The sequence below is a fragment of the Virgisporangium ochraceum genome (genome assembly GCF_016863655.1).
GTDB classification, from domain to species: Bacteria; Actinomycetota; Actinomycetes; order Mycobacteriales; family Micromonosporaceae; genus Virgisporangium; species Virgisporangium ochraceum.
In genome coordinates, this window is sequence record NZ_BOPH01000053.1 from 155,323 (window position 1) to 173,620 (window position 18,298).

The following is an 18,298-nucleotide window of genomic DNA, read 5'->3' on the forward strand; positions in this document are numbered from 1 at the left end:
CGACAACCGACCCCGCCCCACGCTCCCCAGGATCCGGTGCCCAGACGCTAGCACAAGACGTTCATATACGTACAGGAACGTAGCGGACGGTCCGGCTACGTAGCTGCTCAATTAGCTTCGTTTTATGATCGACTCGATCGAGGCCGACGGCCCGGTGCCGAAGTACGTACAGCTGGCCGACATCCTCGAGCAGCGCATCACCGCCGGCGAACTGCTGCCCAACAAGCCGCTGCCGTCGGAGAAGTTCCTCATGGCCGAGTACGGCGTCGCACGCGGCACCGCCCGCCGCGCCGTCGAGGTTCTCCGCGATCGCGACCTGGTCTTCACCGTGCCGCAGCGCGGCACCTTCGTGAAGCCGAAAGACAGCTGACCCGCACCTGCCGCGTGGGCGCCGAACTCGTCTTCGACGTCACCGAAGCGGCGTCCGTCGTGCTCCAGGTCGCGGTTCCCGGCGCGGCCGGAACGCTGCGCGTCCGGAGTGACGCGCGTGAGCTGCCCACCGGAACCCTGGATGGCCACGGCCACCTGGTCGAGGCCGACCCCGGCACGGTGACCGTCTCCTACACGGCCACGGTCACCCTCGACGCCGACAGCCCGCCACCGGTGTCCATTGTGGACCGCTTCACCTCCCTCCTGCCCAGCCGCTACTGCCCCGCCGACCGCATGACCGGCTTCGCCCTGGACCGCTTCGGCCACCTCCCCCCGGCCGACCGCCCCGCCGCGATCCGCGCCTACGTCCACGACCACCTCGCCTACGTGTCGTCGGCGAGCGGCCCGAGCACCGACGCGGTCGACACGCTGCTGGCCGGCCAGGGCGTGTGCCGCGACTACGCCCACCTGATGGTCGCCCTGTGCCGGGCGGCCAACGTGCCGGCGCGGGTCACCTCGGTCTACGCCCCGGGCCTGTCGCCCATGGACTTCCACCTCGTGGCCGAGACCGCCACCGGCCCCACCTGGCAGGTCTGGGACCCGACCGGCCTCGCCCCACGCCCGTCTCTGGTACGCATAGCCATTGGCCGCGACGCCGCCGACGTGGCGTTCTCCACCGTCCTCTCGGGTGCCGCGTCCCTCCGTTCCCTCGAGGTGACCGCCGTCGTCGACGGCACCCTCCCCGACGACGACCACACGGCCGCCGCCTCCCTGGCGACGGTCACCCCTCCGCGATCTCGGTGACGCTCGACCGCCGAGGGTCTCCCGGCGGTGGGCACGGCAGTGTCATCTCCACCACGGTCGGTCCGCCGACCGGGCTCTCGATGGCGAGCGTTCCGTCGAAGGTGCCGAGCCTGCGCCGGATGCCCGCCAGGCCGGTGCCGTCGGCCGGGTCGGCCCCGCCCTTTCCGTCGTCCTCCACGCTCATGCGCAGCGCTCCGCCCGTGTACCCGATCGACACCGAGATCCCGCTCGCCCCGCTGTGCCGGACGGCGTTCGCCAGCGCCTCGGTGACCGCGAAGTACGCCGCCGACTCGACCGGCGCCGGCAGGCGACCGGCGGTGTCGACCTCCCTGTCGACGGCGACCCGCACCGGCAGCGGGGTGTCGAGGGCGATCGCGCGCACCGCGTCGCCGAGGCCGCGTTCGGACAGGACCGGCGGGTGGATGCCCCGGACCAGGTCGCGCAGGTCGGCCAGGGCGGTGGCCGACGTGGCCCGGGCCTGCCGGAGCAGTTCGCGGGCCGCGTCCGGGTCCCTGTCGAGCAACTGCTCGATCGTGCCCAGCGTGAGCCCCACGGCGATCATCCGGCTCTGGGCGCCGTCGTGCAGGTCGCGTTCGATGCGACGCAACTCGGCCGCCTGCGAGTCGACCGCGTCGGAGCGGGTCTCGGTGAGCCGGGCGACCCGCTGCGCGAGCCGCGCCGCCTCGGTGGGGCCGAGCAGCCACCGGCTGAACCGGGCGTGCGCCCGCAGCAGCGGCGGCGCCATCACCATGCCGACCGCACCGACCAGCAGCCCCGTGAACAGGCTCGTCCAGGGCGGCACCGAGTCGAACACGTCGGTGGCGGCCGTGACGATGTACCACATGTACCAGGGCGTGACGAACGGCCCGCCGAACAACAGGATCGGCAGCCCCCACAGCGGCCAGACCAGCGGCTGCCACGTCATCCCGTAGATCCCGAACATCACCAGCAGCACCGGCACGAGCAACGGCAGCGACACGACCGGGGCGGTCAGCGCCCACGCCAGGTCACGCCAGGTGGCCCGGTCGCTGGTGACCCACTGCCAGCGCAGGTGCCGCAACGCGGTGGCCCGGTCGTCGGTGAGCAGGCGGCCGACCTTGTACCGCCCGTCGGCCTCCATCTCCAGCCGGAGCACCTGAGGCTGGTACGGCACGTCGATGCGGACGCCGGTCCACTCCCCGGCGAGGCGCCGGTACACGTTGGTGAGGTGCCGCCCGAGCGGTACCGACCAGGCCAGCCCGTAGCCGCCGGTCCAGAGCGTCATCGCCAGGTGCCACAGGCCGACGCCGAACGCGCCGAACGAGATGCCGACGAACCCCCCACCCTGCCAGACGGCGGCGTGCGTGCGCCGGATCCACCGCACCACCCGGACGTCGTGCCAGCGCGCCTTCTCGACCGGCCGCAGCATCCACCACGTGAACCAGCCGTGCAGGCGCAGCACGACCGGCCCGGCGGCCACCCCGGCCCCGGCCATCCCCAGCCCCGCGGCGACCGCCGCCCCCGCCGGAAGCGAACTGCCCACCGCGCCCACGGCGACGGCCGGGCCTGCCAGCACCAGCGCGACCGGCACCGCGGCCAGCGCGCCACCGGTCGGCAGGTTCACGATGAGCCAGAACCAGTCGCGGGCGGTCGCCGGGTCGGCGGCCAGCCAGTTCGCCCGTTGCAGGAAGCGGGGCATCGTCGGCCGCTTGTACAACGAGCCGTCGTGCTCGTAGAGGCCGTCGGCCCGCGGCGTCGGCGGTGACGGTGGCGGCCGGTAGGGCACCGCCACGTGCACGCCGCTCCACCGGCCGGCGAGCGTGCGGGCGAGGTTGACCAGGGTGCGCGTGGCCTCGACGGTCGCGTTGTACGGGCCGACCAGGCACGCCGCACCGACCTGCACCGCGCCGGCGACGAACCCGGCCGCGGCCAGCGCCACGAGGGCGAGGCACTGGAGCGGCGCGAGGGCCAACCGGCGAATCATGGGTCCAGTCTCGGTGCTGGCCGGCCGCCCCGGAATGGGGCCAGCCGCCGGCTGTGGTGGGGGAAACTACACCCAACCGCCTGCGGACATCACCCGTCGCACCTCGAGGTCGTCGTCGACCAGCACCAGGTCGGCGTCGAACCCGACCGCGATCGACCCGCACCGGTCGGCGATGCCCAGCACCCGCGCCGGTTCCCCGGACGCCGCCCGCGAGGCCCGTTCGATCGTCATGCCGACCTCGCGCACCGCGTTGCGGAACGCGCCACCCATCGTGAGCGTGCTTCCGGCCAGCGCTCCGTCGCGGGCCAGCCGCGCCTCGCGGCCGCTGACGACCACGTCCTGCCCGCCGAGGACGTACCGCCCGTCGCCCTTGCCGGCCGCGTCGATGGCGTCGGTGACCAGCGCCAACCGCCCGTGCGCGACCAGCCGCACGGTGCCGGGGTGCAGGTGCACCCCGTCGTTGATGACCTCCAGCGTCACCCCGGCGTCGAGCGCGGCCGCGACCGGCCCGGGCTCGCGGTGGTGCAGCGGGCGCATGCCGTTGAACGCGTGCGTGAGCAGCGTGGCGCCGCGGGCGAACCCCGCGGTGGCCTCGGCGTAGGTGCCGTCGGTGTGCCCGACCGCCGCCACGACCCCCTCGTCGACCAGCCGCTCGATGAGGTCGAGCCCGCCGGGCAGCTCCGGCGCCACGGTGACCGCGCGGACGTGCCCCTGGCCCGCCTTCAGCAGCTCGGCCAGCGCCAGCGGATCGGGCGTCAGCAGGTGGTCGGGGTGCTGCGCACCGCACCGGACATGGGACAGGAACGGCCCCTCGAGGTGCGCGCCGAGGACGCTGCCGCCGGCGTCGGCGAGCGCCGCGATCCACCGCAGCTGCTCGCACATCCGCTCGATCGGCGCGGTGACCAGCGAGACCAGCGTGCGCGTGGTGCCCTGCGACCGGTGGAACGCCACCGCGGCCGCCAGCTCGTCGGGGCCGGCGGTGAAGTCGTACCCGCCACCGCCGTGGACGTGCAGGTCGATGAACCCGGGCACGAGGAAGCCGCCGCCCAGGTCTTCGGACGGCCCGTCGACCGGTCCGGTTCCCACGGCCGTGATCACGCCGTCGGACACCGACACCCACCCGTCGGGCAGCACCCCGTCGGGCGTCACCACCGACGCTCCACTGTAGACAGTCATCGCGTTCCCCCCGTGGCCGCCGGGACCCGTCCCGACGCGTTCCTGGCCGTCCAGGCGAGCAGCGCCGCGCCGCGCCAGCCCGCGTCGGTGCCCAGCACCGACAGTTCGATCGGCGGCGGCGGGCGCCAGGCCAGCCGCGCGGTGAGCCGGGCCGACAGCGGACGCAGCAGCGTGTCGCCGGCCCGCGCCAGCCCGCCGCCGAGCACGATGACGCCCGGGTCGACGAGCAGCGTGGTGGTGGCGAGCGCCACCGCCAGCGCCTCGACCGCCTGCTCCCACACGGCGTCGGCCGCCGGGTCGTTCCCGAGCCGGGCCACGACGTCGTCGGACCCGGCGACCACCGTGCCCGTGCGCGCGGTGTACCGCCGGGCGATCGACGCCGCCGACGCGTAGGTCTCCAGGCACCCGATCTGGCCGCAGGCGCACCGGTCGCCGTCGGGGTACACCGGGATGTGGCCCAGCTCGCCGGCCCCGCCCGCGCTGCCGGCCGCCACCACGCCGGAGCGCACGTGTCCGGCGCCGATGCCGGTGCCGAGCGCCACGAAGAAGCAGTCTGAGCTGCGGTTCTCACCGAACTCGGCCTCCGCGAGGGCGGCGCCGGCCGCGTCGTGCTCGACCGCCGCCGGCACGCCCAGCGTCGCGGTCAGCTCACGGGCCAACGGGACGTCGTTCCAGCCGCCGAGGTTCGCCGCGAACTTCACGACCCCCTCGTACACCTGCCCCGGTGTGACCGCCGCCGCCCCTACCACCCGGGCGGGTGCCGCCGCAGCGAGGTCGGCCGCGAGCCGGAGCACCGCCGCGAGCACCGCGGCGCCACCCTCGGCCGCGGGAGTGGGAGCGTCGAGCCGTGCCAGCGCCGACCCCCGCGCATCGACCAGCGCACCCTTCATCGAGGTGCCGCCCAGGTCGATGGCAACAACCGCTGTGCCTGAGGCGTCCGGGGGCGGCGTCGCCATCACGAGACCCCGGACTCTTCGGAGGCCTCGGCGATCGCGGCGCGCAGCGTGGGGTGGAGGGTGGCCAGCTCGCCGGCGCGGTCGGGGGCCAGGCCGGTGAGCAGCGTCAGCACCGCGGCCCGGGCGTTCCAGCCGCAGGCCTCCAGGGCGGCACGCGCCGCGTCGAGCGGGCAGCCGGTGATCGCGGCGACCTGGCCGGCGCTGCGCTCGCGCAGCTTCAGGTTGGCCGGCACCACGTCGATCATGAAGTTGTCGTGGACGCGGCCCAGCCGCACCATCGTGGCGGTGGTGAGCGCGTCGAGCGCCAGCTTGGTGGCGGTGCCGGCGGTCAACCGGGTGGACCCGTGGAGCGCCTCCGGCCCCATCGGCACCTCGACCGCGACGTCGGCCAGGTCGGCCAGCGGCGAGCCCGACGACGTCGTGACGCTGACGACCGCCATCCCCATCTCGACCGCCCGACCCGCGGCCGCCACCGTGTACGGGGTGCGTCCGCTCGCAGCGACGGCGATCAGCACGTCGCCGGCGCCGACCCCGGTGGCGAGCAGGTCGCGCTGCCCGGCCCCGGTGTCGTCCTCGTCCCAGTCGGTGCCGGCGAGGCCGCTGCGCCCGGCACCCGCGGTGACGCCCACCACCGTGCCCTCGGCCAGCCCGAACGTGCCCGGCAGCTCGGCGGCCTCGAGCACGGCCAGCCGGCCGGAGGTACCGGCGCCCAGCAGCACCAGCCGCCCACCGACCGACATCCGCGCGGCGATGAGATCGGCGGCCTTCGCGATCGCCGGCACCGCCGAACGCACCGTGGGAAGCACCCGTTCCTCGGCCGCGAGCAGCCGCTCGACCACGCCCGCGGCGGGCAGGAGGTCCAGCGCCGCCTCGTCGGCGGACACCTCCTCAGACACCTCAGACATGGCTCCAGTCATGGCGGCTCCTGTAGTCATCGGGTACCGGTCGACGCCGGTGTCATCGTGTTCTGGTGACCTTCGACAGGCCGCGCGGCCGGTCGGGATCGGTGCCGCGGTCGACCGCGAGCCGCCAGGCGAGCTGCTGCAGCGGAAGGATCTCGAGCACCGGGTTGAGCTCTTCGGGCACGCCGGCCGTCGCGACGGGAAGGTCGCCGTCGCCGACGACCAGGACGTCGACGCCGGACTCCCGCAGCTGGGCGACGACCGGGCGCGACGCCGCGCCACCCTGGCCGGGCGAGACGACCGCGATCAGCGGGACGTCGGGGCCGAGCATCGCCACCGGCCCGTGCAGCAGGTCGGCCGTGGAGTACGCGTGGGCGGAGAGGTAGCTGGTCTCCATGAGCTTCAACGCACCCTCGCACGCGGCCGGGTACGAGTAGCCGCGACCGGTGGTGACCAGGCGGCTGGCGAACCGGTACCGGGCGGCCGCGGCGTGCACGCCGTCGGAGCCGGCGAGCGTCTTCTCCGCGGCCTCGGGCAGCCCCTGCGCCGCCTCGCCCGGGTTGGTGCCACCGGCGAGCAGGAGGTACAGGCCGAGCAGCTCGGCGGTGTACGTCTTGGTGGCGGCGACCGCGATCTCCGGGCCCGCCTGGAGGTCGACCGCGAACTCGGCGGCCTTCGCCAGGTCGGACCCGCCGTTGTTGGTGACGCTGACCGTGGTGGCTCCGCACTCGCGGGCCATCACCATCGACTCCACCATGTCCGGCGACCCGCCGGACTGGCTCACCGCGACGTACAGCACGTCGGTGAGGTCGGGCCGGACCCCGTACACGGTCATCGTCGACGGCGACACCTGCCCGACCGGCAGCCGGCGCGTGATCTCGACGAGGTACTTGGCGTACAGGGCCGCGTGGTCGCTCGTGCCGCGCGCGGCGAGCAGCACGAACCGCGGGGCACGGCGCTCCAGCGCGGCGGAGACCTCGGCGATCTCCGGTGCGCGTGCGAGCAGTCGGGCGAGAACGGCGGGTTGTTCGGCGATCTCGGCGGCCATCAGTCCACCAGGAGATCCACCAGGTGAGCCACCAGGAATGTCCGTCACACCCAACATCCTACCGCAAGGTGGTCCATACCAGTCTAGTCCTGAGGTGACATGTCACGGCCCGCGAGCAACTCGGCAGCCACCCGCAGGTTGGGTCGCGCCGCGCCGCCGACCAGCACGTACGGGCCGGCGCCGAGGTCGGCCGGCCGCGGCAGGCCCAGGTCGACCAGCACCGCGTCGGGCGCCGACGCCCGCACGTGGTCGAGCACCTCGCGCTGCCAGGCGTGCCGCGGCACGTCACGGCCGACCACCACCACCGGGTGCCCGCCCGCCTTGCCCAGCGCGTCGGCGAGCCCGTCGTCGGACGGCGACGTCACGCGCACCGTCACCACCGGCGCCACACCCAGCGCGGCCAGCGGACCGGCGAGGTCCCACCGCGCCCGGCCCACCGCGAGGTTGGTCTCTCCGCGCAGCTCCACCAGCACCGGACCGGTGTCGAGCGGCACGAGGTCACGCACGAGGGCGGCCCGGCGCGTCGCGGAGTAGCCCGCACCACCGTCGCCCTCCGCTCCCGCCGACGGCGCCGACGCGACCCAGCCGTGCAGGGCGTCGACCCGCGCCGCCGCCTCCTCCAGCCGGTCGACCGTCAACGCCCCGTCGCGGACCGCCCCGACGATCGCCGCCAGCGCGTTCCGGTACGTGGCCTCGCCGTCGCGCGCGCCGAGGCACAGCAGGTCGGCTCCGGCGGCGATCGCCAGCGGAGCGGCCTGCGCCGCGCCGTACGTGGCCGCGATCGCCTCCATCTCCAGCGCGTCGGTGATCACCGCGCCGTCGAAGCCCAGCTCCTCGCGCAGGAGGCCGACCAGGATGCGCCGGCTCAGCGTCGCCGGCAGGTGCGGGTCGAGCGCCGGGAACCGGATGTGCGCGGTCATCACCGTGCGCGCACCGGCCCGGATGGCCGCGGCGAACGGCGGCAGGTGGACCCGCCGCCACTCCTCCTCGTCGAGGGCGACGACGGGCAGTTCGTGGTGCGAGTCGGCGCTGGTGTCGCCGTGTCCGGGAAAGTGCTTCACGCAGGCGGCCACGCCCTGCGCCTGCAGCCCCTCGACGTAGGCGACGGTGTGCCGGCTCACCCGCTCCGGCTCCGCGCCGAAGGCGCGCACGCCGATCACGGGGTTCGCCGGGTTCGAGTTCACGTCGGCGTCGGGCGCGAGGTTCAGAAGAACATGGGACCGGCGCAGCCGCGCCCCGATCGCCGCGGCGACCGCCCGGGTGGCGGCGACGTCGTCGGCCGCGCCCAGCACGTAGTTCCCGGGTGTCGGGCTGCCGGTGGTGTAGTGCAGGCGGGTGACGTCGCCACCCTCCTCGTCGACGGCGAGCAGCGCGTCGCCGCGCTCACGAACCTCGCCGGCGAGGCGGGCCGCGTCGTCGTCGGACCGGATGTTGTCGCCGTACAGGACGACCCCGCCGAGCCCGGGCGCGGCCTCACGCACCCAGGTGGGCACGGACTGCCCGTCGAACCCGACGAGCAACGTGCGCGCGGCAAGCCGTTCGACCTGCTCGCTCACCGGACATCCCCGTGCGGCACGGCCGAGGCGATGTCGAGGGAGGCGCGCAGCTGGTAGCGGTCGGCCCGGTAGGTCGACACGGCGTACTCCACCGCGACCTGGCCGGCCCAGCAGTGCCGCTGCAGCAGCAGCACCGCGCTGCCCGGCGCGAGGCCGAGCAGGCCCGCGTCGTTGGTGTCGGCGATGCCCGCCTCGATGACCTGCTCACCACGGTCGAGCACCAGCCCGTACGAGGCCAACAGGTCGTACAGGGACCGCTCGACCAGCGACTCGGTGAGCAGGTCGGGCGCGAGGTGCGCCGGGATGTGCGAGCGCTCGAGCGCCATCGGGACGCCGTCGGCGGTGCGCAGCCGCTCGATGACGTACACCGGCGAACCGATCTCCACCGAGAGCTCGCGGGCCAGCGCCGCGGTGGCCTCGATCTCGTGCCGGCCGAGGTCGCGGGAGCCGGGCGTCAGGCCGCGGGCCCGCATGTCCTCGGTGAACGACGTCAGCCGCAACGGCATGTCGATCTTCGGCCGGGCCACAAACGTGCCCTTGCCCTGGACCCGGTACAGCCGGCCCTCCGAGACCAGGTGCTCGACCGCCTGCCGGGCCGTCATGCGCGACAGCCCGTAGCGGGCGGCCAGCTCGCGCTCGGACGGCACCGGCGCGTCGACCGTCAGTTCGTTCTCGATGAGGTCGAGCAGGATCTCCCGGAGCTGGAAGTACTTCGGCACCGGACTGCGCGCGTCGATGGTGGTCAGGGCCTGCTCCTTGCCGACTACGTGGGGCTGACTACTCGGGGCTCGCCCGCGGGGGTCAGACCAGGGTCCCACAGGTCACATCGTAAGTGCGGATCTTGGACTCCGGCGCCACCGTGGCTCGTGACCGTGCGGTGGCGCCGGAACCCAAGTCCTGACGGGCCCTGGTAGGCCCTGGCGCCTGTTTCGGAAGGGCTGACCGGCCTGCGGCGGGCCCAGACGGCGCCTCGGCTCGGCCGCCCTTCCGAAACAGGCGCTAGTTCCCGATCCCTCCCCGGACGGCGCCGATCAGCTCGCCGTTCGTGGTGTCACCGGACAGTTCCCAGAAGAAGGCGCCGCCGAGACCCTGCTGGTTGGCGTACGACATCTTTCCGCCGATCGTGGACGGGGTGTCGTACCCCCACCACTCGTTGCCGCACTTGGCGTACGCGGTGCCGCCGATCGTGCCCGTGACCGGGCAGCGGTTCTTCAGCACCTTGTAGTCCTCGATGCCCGGCTCGAACGTGCCGGTCGCCGGACCGGTGGCCGTGCCACCGGGCGCGGTCTGCGTGACCCCGTTCCAGCCCCGGCCGTAGAAGCCCACCCCGAGCAGGATCTTGTTCGCCGGGATGCCCTTGCTCTTCAGCTTCTGGATCGCCGCGTCGCTGTTGAAGTTCTGCGTCGGGATGCCGGCGTAGTTCGTCAACGGCGAGTGCGGAGCCGTCGGGCCCTGCGGGTTGAACGCGCCGAAGTAGTCGTACGTCATCGGCATGATCCAGTTGAGGTTGCCGATCGCACCCGCGTAGTCGGTGGCGTCGATCTTGCCACCGGCCGTGCCGTCGGCCGTGATGGCCGCCGTCACCAGGTTGTTCTGCCCGAACCGGGCCCGCAGCGCCGAGATCACGTTCTTGAACGCGTTCGGACCGCTCGCGTCGCAGGCGTCGCCACAGGCGTTCGGGTACTCCCAGTCGATGTCGATGCCGTCGAACACGTCGGCCCACCGCGGGTCCTCGACCAGGTTGTAGCAGGAGTCCGCGAACGCCTGCGGGTTCTGCGCGGCCTGGGTGAAGCCGCGCGACAGCGTCCAGCCGCCGAACGACCACAGGATCTTCAGGTGCGGGTACATCTTCTTGAGCTTGCGCAGCTGGTTGAAGCTGCCGCGCAACGGCTGGTCCCACGTGTCGGCGACGCCGTCGACACTCTCGGCCGCCGTGTACGCCTTCTCGTAGTCGGCGAAGCTGTCGTAGACGCCGCACCGGCCGTTGGCCGGCGTGCCGAACGCGTACAGGATGTGGGTCATCTTCGCGGCCGAGCCGCTCGTGTGGATGTTCTTGACGTGGTAGCCGCGCTGGTAGACGCCCCACTCCACGAAGTAGCCGACGACCTTCTTGCCCGAGGGGTCGGGCGGCGGCTGCGACGTGGACTGCGACGGGCTCGGGTTGCCCGGCGACGAGGAGCTGCCCGACGGGCTGGACGGCGGCTGGGTGGGCCCACCGGTGCACGCGCCGCCGTTGATGGTGCAGGCGGTCGGTGCCCGGTACGCACCCGAGCCGATGTAGCCCCAGACCACCGACTGACCGGCGCCGAGGGCACCGGCCCAGCTTTTCTTCGTGGCCCGGTAGCTGTTGCCACCGAGGGAAGTGACGTCTGCGTCCCAGGAGCTGGAGATCGACGTTCCGGAAGGCAGGGTGAAGTCGATCGACCAGGAGGCCACGCTGGCATCGGTGCCGTTCGTGACCGTGACCTTGCCCTCGTGCCCGCTCCCCCAGTCGGAGGAGGCGGTGAACGAGGCGGTGAGGCTTCCGGCGCCGAGCGCCCGGATGGCGGGAGCCACAGCGAGGATGGTGACAACCGCGACGCCCCCGATGAGGAGGCGCCTGAGCCGTCTGTGGAGGGGTCTTTTCATGGGGGTCCCTAAGAGTTAGAGGACTCTTGCTGTGCGGACGGGCGGGTCCGCACGACCCACGCTAATGGAACCCCGGCCTCTGGTCTAGACCGGACTATACGGCCGGTCGAAGACTTCTCCTTCGCCAGCCCGCCGGGCAACCCTCTGCGAGACTCGACACGTGACGGAAGCTGTGACCCGGCGGCGGTGGTCCGCGAAGCGGTGGCTGCTCGTGGCGGCGCTCGGCCTGGTCGGCCTGCTCGCGGTGCTCGTCGGTGTCGCCCTACTCGCCGACGGCACCGACGCGCCGTGCAGCTGCTCCCCGATCCCGTCACCCACCGCCGCGTCCTCGGCGGCGTGAATCCCCCGTTTCAGAAACACGTAAGCGCCATTTGATCATCGGCTAAGTGATCACGGAGCGGTCCACACGTACGGTGATCAGGTGCCACGGCGGCGAACGGGGGGCCGCGGACCGGCACAGGCAAGCCCTCACCCGCGCCTGCGCCCGCCGTGGCGCCCCCGCGCGACCGCGGACCCGCCGCCGCTGAACCCCTCCTCAGCGGCGGCTCCGCGCGTTCAGGGAGCTCCGGTCTAGCGGCGGCCGCCGCCGTCGCCGTCGAGCAGACCGGCGCGCCGCAGGGCGTCGGCCATCGCGTCGTTCTGGATGCTGCCCGGGCGGGGACCCCGGCCACCGTCACGGCGGCCACCGTCACGACCACCGTCACGACCGGCGTCCCGGCCGTCGCGGCCCCGTCCACCGTCGCGGCCCGCGTCGCGTCCGCGCCCGTCGCGACCGGCCCCGTCACGACCGGCTCCGTCACGACCGGCTCCGTCACGACCGGAACCACCGCGGGCACCGTCACGCCCGCCGTCGCGTCCACCCCGGGCCGCCGCGTCGCGACCACCGTCACGGCCGCGACCACCGGCACCACCGCGGTCGCCCGCGCCGCGGTCGCCCGCGCCGCGGTCGCCCGCGCCGCGCTCGCGGCCGCCGGCAGCGGACCCACCAGCAGCGGACCCACCAGCAGCGGACCCACCAGCAGCGGACCCACCAGCGGAGTCCCGCGCACCCGCGCCGTCGCGCCGAGCGCCCGCGCCGGCAGAACCCGCGCCAGCGGAACCCGCGCCGTCGCGGCGTCCGGTGCCGGGCCCGCCCGGTCCACCGGGACGCCCGCCCGGACCACGGTTGCGACCGCCCGCACCACCATCGCGGGCGCCACCCGGGCCGCCGTCGCGCGCGCTGCCCGGTCCGCCCTCACGCGCACCGCCCGGACCGCGCTGACCGCCGCGACCGCGCTGGGCCGGTGCGGCCGCGTCGGCCGTGGCCTCGTCGTCGACGCGCAGGGTCAGCGAGATGCGCTTGCGGGCGGCGTCGACCTCGAGCACCTTCACCCGCACGATGTCGCCGGGCTTCGCCACGTCACGCGGGTCGCGGACGAACGTGCGCGACATCGCCGACACGTGCACGAGCCCGTCCTGGTGCACACCGACGTCGACGAACGCGCCGAACGCCGCCACGTTGGTGACGACGCCCTCGAGCAGCATGCCCGGCGTCAGGTCGTCGAGCTTCTCGACACCCTCGGCGAACACCGCGGTCTTGAACGCCGGCCGCGGGTCGCGGCCCGGCTTCTCGAGCTCCTTCAGGATGTCGGTGACCGTCGGCAGCCCGAACGTGTCGTCGACGAACTCGGTCGGCGCGAGCGTGCGCAGCACGGCCGTGTTGCCGATGAGCGTGCGCAGGTCGCTGCCGGTGGACTCGATGATGCGCCGCACCACCGGGTACGACTCCGGGTGCACCGCCGACGCGTCGAGCGGGTCGTCGCCGTTGGGGATGCGCAGGAAGCCCGCGCACTGCTCGAACGCCTTCGGGCCGAGCCGCGCCACCTCCTTCAGAGCCGAACGCGACCGGAACGGCCCGTTCTGGTCGCGGTGGTTCACGATGCTCTGCGCGAGCGTGCCGCCGATGCCCGACACGCGGGTGAGCAGCGGCGCCGAGGCGGTGTTCACGTCGACGCCGACGCCGTTCACGCAGTCCTCGACCACCGCGTCGAGCGACCGGGACAGCTTCGCCTCGGCGAGGTCGTGCTGGTACTGGCCGACGCCGATCGACTTCGGGTCGATCTTGACGAGCTCCGCCAGCGGGTCCTGGAGCCGCCGTGCGATCGACACCGCGCCGCGCAGCGACACGTCGAGCCCGGGCAGCTCCTGCGACGCGTACGCCGACGCGGAGTACACCGACGCGCCGGCCTCCGACACGACGACCTTCGTCATCCCCTGGTCGGGCAGCAGCTTCACCAGCTCGCCGGCCAGCTTGTCGGTCTCGCGCGACGCCGTGCCGTTGCCGATCGCGATCAGGTCGACGTTGAACGCGACCGCCAGCCGCGCCAGCTTCTCCAGCGACTCGTCCCACCGCCGCGCGGGCGGGTGCGGGTAGACCGTGTCGGTGGCGACCACCTTGCCGGTGCCGTCGACCACCGCGACCTTCACACCGGTACGCAGTCCGGGGTCGAGGCCCATGGTGGGACGCGTGCCGGCCGGCGCCGCCAGCAGCAGGTCACGCAGGTTGGTGGCGAAGACGCGCACCGCCTCGTCCTCCGCCTGCTGCCACAGCCGCGACCGCAGGTCGATGCCCAGGTGCACGAGGATGCGGGTGCGCCAGGCCCAGCGGACCGTGTCGAGCAGCCACTTGTCGCCCGGCCGGCCCTGCTCGGAGACGTTGAAGTAGGTGGCGATGCGCCGCTCGAACCAGTTGGGGCCGGCCGCCATCGCCGCGACGGGGTCGTCGACGATCTCCGGCTCCATGATCAGGTCGAGGATCTCCTCCTTCTCACCGCGGAACGCGGCGAGGATGCGGTGCGACGGCAGGCGGGTGAACGGCTCGGCGTAGTCGAAGTAGTCGGAGAACTTCGCGCCGGCCTCCTCCTTGCCCTCGCGCACGCGGGAGGTGAGCCGGCCCCGCTCCCACATCTGCTCACGCAGCTCGCCGATGAGGTCGGCCTCCTCGGCAAACCGCTCCACGAGGATGAACCGGGCGCCTTCCAGGGCCGCCGCGGCGTCGGCCACCCCGCGCTCCTTGGAGACGTACTCGAGAGCGGCCGTCGGGGGGTCCAGGGAGGGATCCGCCAGGAGGGCGTCGGCCAGCGGCTCCAGCCCGGCCTCCCGGGCGATCATCGCCCGGGTGCGCCGCTTCGGCTTGTACGGCAGGTAGATGTCCTCGAGGCGGGCCTTCGAGTCGGCCGCGAGGATCTGCGCCTGCAGCTCGTCGTCGAGCTTGCCCTGGCCGCGGATCGACTCCAGGATCGCGGCCCGCCGCTCGTCGAGCTCGCGCAGGTACCGCAGCCGCTCCTCGAGCGTGCGCAGCTGCGCGTCGTCGAGGCTGCCGGTCACTTCCTTGCGGTACCGCGCGATGAACGGGACCGTGGACCCCTCGTCGAGGAGACCGACAGCCGCACGCACCTGGTTCTCGCGGACACCGATCTCCTCGGCGATCCGCTGCTCGATGGAAAGCACGGAGACATTCTGCCCGGTCAGGCCCCGGGCCCGGAACGCAGGAGGGTTACTTCACCGCACCGGCGGTGAGACCCGCCTGGATCTGGCGCTGGAAGAACGCGTACACGATGATCATCGGTAGGATCGACAGGGTGAGCGCCGCGAACAGGGCGGCCCAGTCGGCCTCGTAGCCGGCGGCCACCGAGATGCGGGCGATGCCCTGCGTGAGCAGGTACTTGTCGTCGCCGCCGTCGCCCTGCATGAGGGTCACCGGCAGGATGTACTGGTTCCACTGCCCGATGATGTTGAAGATCGTGATGCTGATCAGACCGGGCTTGGCCATGGGCAGCATCACGCTGAAGAACGTGCGCGTGTGCGACGCGCCGTCCATCATCGCCGCCTCGGCCACCGAGCCCGGCAGCGTCTTGAAGAACGCCGCCAGGAAGAACACGGTGAACGGCAGCGAGTACGCGATGTAGACGAGGATCAGGCCCCCGAACGTGTTCAGCCCGAGGAACGGGATCGACTGTCCGATGTTGCGCACGATGAGGAACAGCGGCACGAGCGCGAGGAACACCGGGAACGCGAGACCCGAGACGAACAGGTAGTAGATGAACCGGTTACCGAAGAACCTGTACCGGGCCAGCACGTAGGCGGCCATCGACCCGAACACCATCGTGCCGGTCGTGCTCAGCGCCACCACGACCACGCTGTTGAGGAAGTACCGCCCGATGTTCGCGTCGGTCCAGGCCCGCTTGAACGCGTCGAAGCCGAACGACTCCGGCAGCGAGAACGGGCTGTCGATGAAGATCTCGGTGTTCGTCTTGAACGCCGCCAGCATCGTCCACAGCAGCGGCGCGATCACCGCCACCGCCCAGACCGCCAGGGCGACGTGCGCCAGCGTCGAGAAGAAGCTGACCTCCTGCCGCACCGACTTCGGCCTGCGGGACCCGCGCCGCGTGTGGTGAGAAACATTCGCGCCGGTCGGTCGCCGGTCGAGACCTGTGGCCATCAGCTTGCCGTCCCGTTCACAGCTCGATCGTCTCGCGACGGGTCACCCGCAGGGTGAGCGCCGCGAAGGTCAGCGTCAGGAAGAACAGCGCCACACCCATCGCGGAGGCGTAGCCCATCTGGTACTCCCGGAACGCGCTCTTGTAGATCTCCATCCCGAGGACCGTCGTGGCGTTGTCCGGTCCGCCCTCGTCGACCGAGAGCACCTGGACGATCGCGAACGCGTCGAACGCCGCGATGCCGAGGTACACCCAGGCCACCTGCAGGGTGTCCCACAGCAGTGGGAGGGTCACCCGGAAGAACAGGCTGAACCGGCTGGCGCCGTCGATCATCGCGGCCTCGAGGATCTCCTTCGGCACCGACGCCATGCCGGCGGAGAACAGCACGACGTAGAACCCGACGGCCTGCCAGACGAGCACCGCGATGATCGCGTACAGCGCGATGTTCTTGTCTGCCATGAACAGGATGGGGTCGACGCCGACCCCGCCCAGCATGCCGTTGAGCAGGCCGCTCTCGTCGGGCGCGTACACCCGCCCGAAGATGACGCCGACGATGACGACGGCGAGGAGCTGGGGGAAGAAGAACACCAGCCGGTAGAACTTCGACCCCCAGATCCCACGCATCTCGCCACCGCGGCTGCCGCCCCCCACGTTCAACATGAACGCGAAGAACAGCGCGATGAGGATCGTGACCAGTGGCATGACGACGAGCAGGATCCCGTGGTGCCCGACCGCGCTCCAGAACGTGTCGTCCCTGAGTAGACGTTCGAAGTTCTCGAGCCCGACGTACTTCACGTTGGGGCTCACCCCGCGCCAGTTCGTCATCGCCAGGTTGAAGGCCTGGACGTACGGGACGATGACGTACGTGACGTAGAGCGTTACCGGGACGAACAGGAACCCGATGACGAAGGGATACTTGCCGCGCCGCATGCGGTCACTCCAGATTCAGCGCTTGAACTTCTGGATGGAAGAGTCGTTCTTGACCTCGTCGGCGACCTTCTGCATCCGGTCGCAGAACTTGTCAGCCGTACCACCGTTGAACATCAGCTCGTTGGTGGCGGCGCGGCACTCGTCGTCCAGCTTCTTGTACCACGAGTCCCACCGGAACGAGAACGCGTTGTCGCCGGCGGCCTTCGTGAGCTCCTGGGCGCTGGTGAACCCGGGCGAGATCGTCAGGCCGTCGGCCGCGCCCTTGACCACGGTCGCCACCTTGGTGAGCTCGGTGAAGCCGCGCGCGCCCTCCTTGGAGAGCATGTGCCGCAGGTACTCCATGCCGCCGCGCGGGTTCTTGCCCTTGGCCGAGGCGAAGTACATCTCGCCGGCCGCGGCGTAGATCGCGGTGTTCGGCAGCTTGTCCGACCCGGTGACGCTCGGGACCGGCATGACCGCGTACTTGAACGTGGGCGGGGTCTCCTTGGCCTGCTCGTTCTCCAGCCACGACCCGCTCGGGTAGAACCCGACCTTGCTCTGGTTCTGCTGCAGCTGCACCTCGGTGTGCTTCTGGCCGAGGTTGGCCTTGTTCATGTACTTGGCGCCGATCTCGGCCCACGCGGTGGCGGCCTGCTTCACGGCGTCGGACTTCCACGCGTTCGGCTCGAGGTTGTCGATGTTCTTGAGAACGTCGGCCCCGCCGATCTTCGCGGCGCTGGTGAGGATCACCAGGTACTGGTAGTACGCGGCGTTCGCACCGGCGTACGCGTACGGCGTGATGCCCTGCGCCTTCATCTTGTCGAGCAGCGCGGTGAAATCGGCCCACGTCTTGGCCGGCGCCCAGTTGTTCTTCTTGAACAGCTCGCTGTCGTACCAGAGGCCGAACACGGTGTAGGCGTACTGCAGCACGTACGGCTTGCCGTTGAACGTGCCCTGCTCGATGGTGCCGGGCAGCAGCGTGTCCTTGACCTTGCCGCCACCGCCGAGCGCCTCCGCCTCGAAAAGGTCGGTGAGGTCCGCGGCCTGGCCCTCCGCCACCAGCGCGCCCATGTCCATGAGCTTCGAGCCGGCGTTGTTCACCATGTCCGGCGGGTTGCCACCGGCGAACCGCGGCTGCACGACGGTGGAGATCTCCTCCGCCTGCGAGAACTTCACGTTCGCCTTGGGGAACGACTTCTTGTACGACGGGATGTGCACGTCGGTGGCGTACTTGGTGCCCAGGCCGCCGTTGAAGATGACGACCTCGAGCTCGGCGTCCTCCTTGACCCCCAGGGGGTTGGCGGCGGTCTTCTCGCCTTCGGCCTGGTCGCCGCCGTCGTCGTCGTTGCTGCCGAGGCAGCCGCTCAGCAGGCCGACGCCGGGAACGGCGAGCAGGCCCGCGGCGGCGGTGCGACCGAGCAGCTTCCGCCGGTCGACACCCGTGCCGGGTTCAGGGGTTTCGGACATGGTGGGTCTCCTCGACTCGTGTTGCTCGCACCGGGGACTGAA

14 protein-coding genes and 1 pseudogene are annotated in these 18,298 nt (G+C 72.2%); 3 read left to right on the top strand and 12 right to left on the bottom strand.

The window, feature by feature from the left end:
• The first annotated feature begins 124 nt into the window (after nt 1-124).
• Together Voc01_RS19935 and Voc01_RS19940 are read left to right on the top strand one after the other, a co-directional pair.
• Complete coding sequence (locus Voc01_RS19935) at nt 125-370, top strand: GntR family transcriptional regulator (protein WP_203928975.1); 246 nt, start codon at nt 125-127, stop codon at nt 368-370.
• Nucleotides 371-384: 14 nt separating this feature from the next.
• Nucleotides 385-1,173 (top strand): transglutaminase-like domain-containing protein, encoded by a 789-nt coding sequence (locus Voc01_RS19940; RefSeq protein ID WP_203928976.1) that lies wholly within the window; start codon nt 385-387, stop codon nt 1,171-1,173.
• On the opposite strand, the gene Voc01_RS19945 is transcribed toward Voc01_RS19940, so the two are convergent.
• From Voc01_RS19945 to Voc01_RS19980, 8 genes are all read right to left on the bottom strand, one after another.
• The gene (locus tag Voc01_RS19945; protein WP_203928977.1) at nt 1,151-3,136 is read right to left on the bottom strand and encodes a sensor histidine kinase; all 1,986 of its coding nucleotides are present in this window, start codon (nt 3,134-3,136) and stop codon (nt 1,151-1,153) included. The genes Voc01_RS19940 and Voc01_RS19945 overlap by 23 nt on opposite strands.
• A gap of 66 nt (nt 3,137-3,202) precedes the next feature.
• Entirely contained in the window at nt 3,203-4,312 is a 1,110-nt protein-coding gene (gene nagA, locus Voc01_RS19950) for an N-acetylglucosamine-6-phosphate deacetylase (RefSeq protein WP_203928978.1), read from the bottom strand.
• Nucleotides 4,309-5,268, bottom strand: coding sequence for an ROK family protein (locus tag Voc01_RS19955; RefSeq protein ID WP_203928979.1), 960 nt, complete (start codon nt 5,266-5,268; stop codon nt 4,309-4,311). The genes nagA and Voc01_RS19955 overlap by 4 nt, the downstream gene beginning before the upstream one ends.
• Nucleotides 5,268-6,173, bottom strand: a complete 906-nt coding sequence (locus tag Voc01_RS19960) for an N-acetylmuramic acid 6-phosphate etherase (protein WP_203928980.1) — start codon at nt 6,171-6,173, stop codon at nt 5,268-5,270. The genes Voc01_RS19955 and Voc01_RS19960 overlap by 1 nt, the downstream gene beginning before the upstream one ends.
• A 52-nt stretch (nt 6,174-6,225) precedes the next feature.
• The gene (locus Voc01_RS19965; protein WP_203928981.1) at nt 6,226-7,218 is read right to left on the bottom strand and encodes an SIS domain-containing protein; all 993 of its coding nucleotides are present in this window, start codon (nt 7,216-7,218) and stop codon (nt 6,226-6,228) included.
• 83 nt (nt 7,219-7,301) lie between these two features.
• Nucleotides 7,302-8,774, bottom strand: coding sequence for a glycoside hydrolase family 3 protein (locus Voc01_RS19970; RefSeq protein WP_203928982.1), 1,473 nt, complete (start codon nt 8,772-8,774; stop codon nt 7,302-7,304).
• On the bottom strand, nt 8,771-9,592 hold the full coding sequence (locus tag Voc01_RS19975; protein ID WP_239160331.1) for a GntR family transcriptional regulator: 822 nt from the start codon (nt 9,590-9,592) through the stop codon (nt 8,771-8,773). Before Voc01_RS19975 ends, Voc01_RS19970 begins: the two co-directional genes overlap by 4 nt.
• 181 nt (nt 9,593-9,773) lie before the next feature.
• Nucleotides 9,774-11,402 (bottom strand): glycosyl hydrolase family 18 protein, encoded by a 1,629-nt coding sequence (locus Voc01_RS19980; RefSeq protein ID WP_203928983.1) that lies wholly within the window; start codon nt 11,400-11,402, stop codon nt 9,774-9,776.
• Nucleotides 11,403-11,562: 160 nt separating this feature from the next.
• Between Voc01_RS19980 and Voc01_RS19985 the strand changes: the two genes are divergently transcribed.
• A complete protein-coding gene (locus Voc01_RS19985) occupies nt 11,563-11,742 on the top strand; it encodes a hypothetical protein (protein WP_203928984.1) in 180 nt (59 codons plus the stop codon).
• A gap of 713 nt (nt 11,743-12,455) precedes the next feature.
• Here Voc01_RS19985 and Voc01_RS19990 read toward each other — a convergent pair.
• The 4 genes and pseudogenes from Voc01_RS19990 to ngcE all read right to left on the bottom strand — a co-directional run.
• Nucleotides 12,456-14,891 (bottom strand): annotated as a pseudogene (locus tag Voc01_RS19990) (Tex family protein); the annotation flags it as partial.
• A 46-nt stretch (nt 14,892-14,937) separates the two neighbouring features.
• Nucleotides 14,938-15,882 (bottom strand): carbohydrate ABC transporter permease, encoded by a 945-nt coding sequence (locus Voc01_RS19995; RefSeq protein WP_203928985.1) that lies wholly within the window; start codon nt 15,880-15,882, stop codon nt 14,938-14,940.
• A 16-nt stretch (nt 15,883-15,898) separates the two neighbouring features.
• On the bottom strand, nt 15,899-16,810 hold the full coding sequence (locus Voc01_RS20000; RefSeq protein ID WP_203928986.1) for a carbohydrate ABC transporter permease: 912 nt from the start codon (nt 16,808-16,810) through the stop codon (nt 15,899-15,901).
• A gap of 15 nt (nt 16,811-16,825) precedes the next feature.
• The gene (gene ngcE, locus Voc01_RS20005) at nt 16,826-18,256 is read right to left on the bottom strand and encodes an N-acetylglucosamine/diacetylchitobiose ABC transporter substrate-binding protein (protein ID WP_203928987.1); all 1,431 of its coding nucleotides are present in this window, start codon (nt 18,254-18,256) and stop codon (nt 16,826-16,828) included.
• Nucleotides 18,257-18,298: the final 42 nt, after the last annotated feature.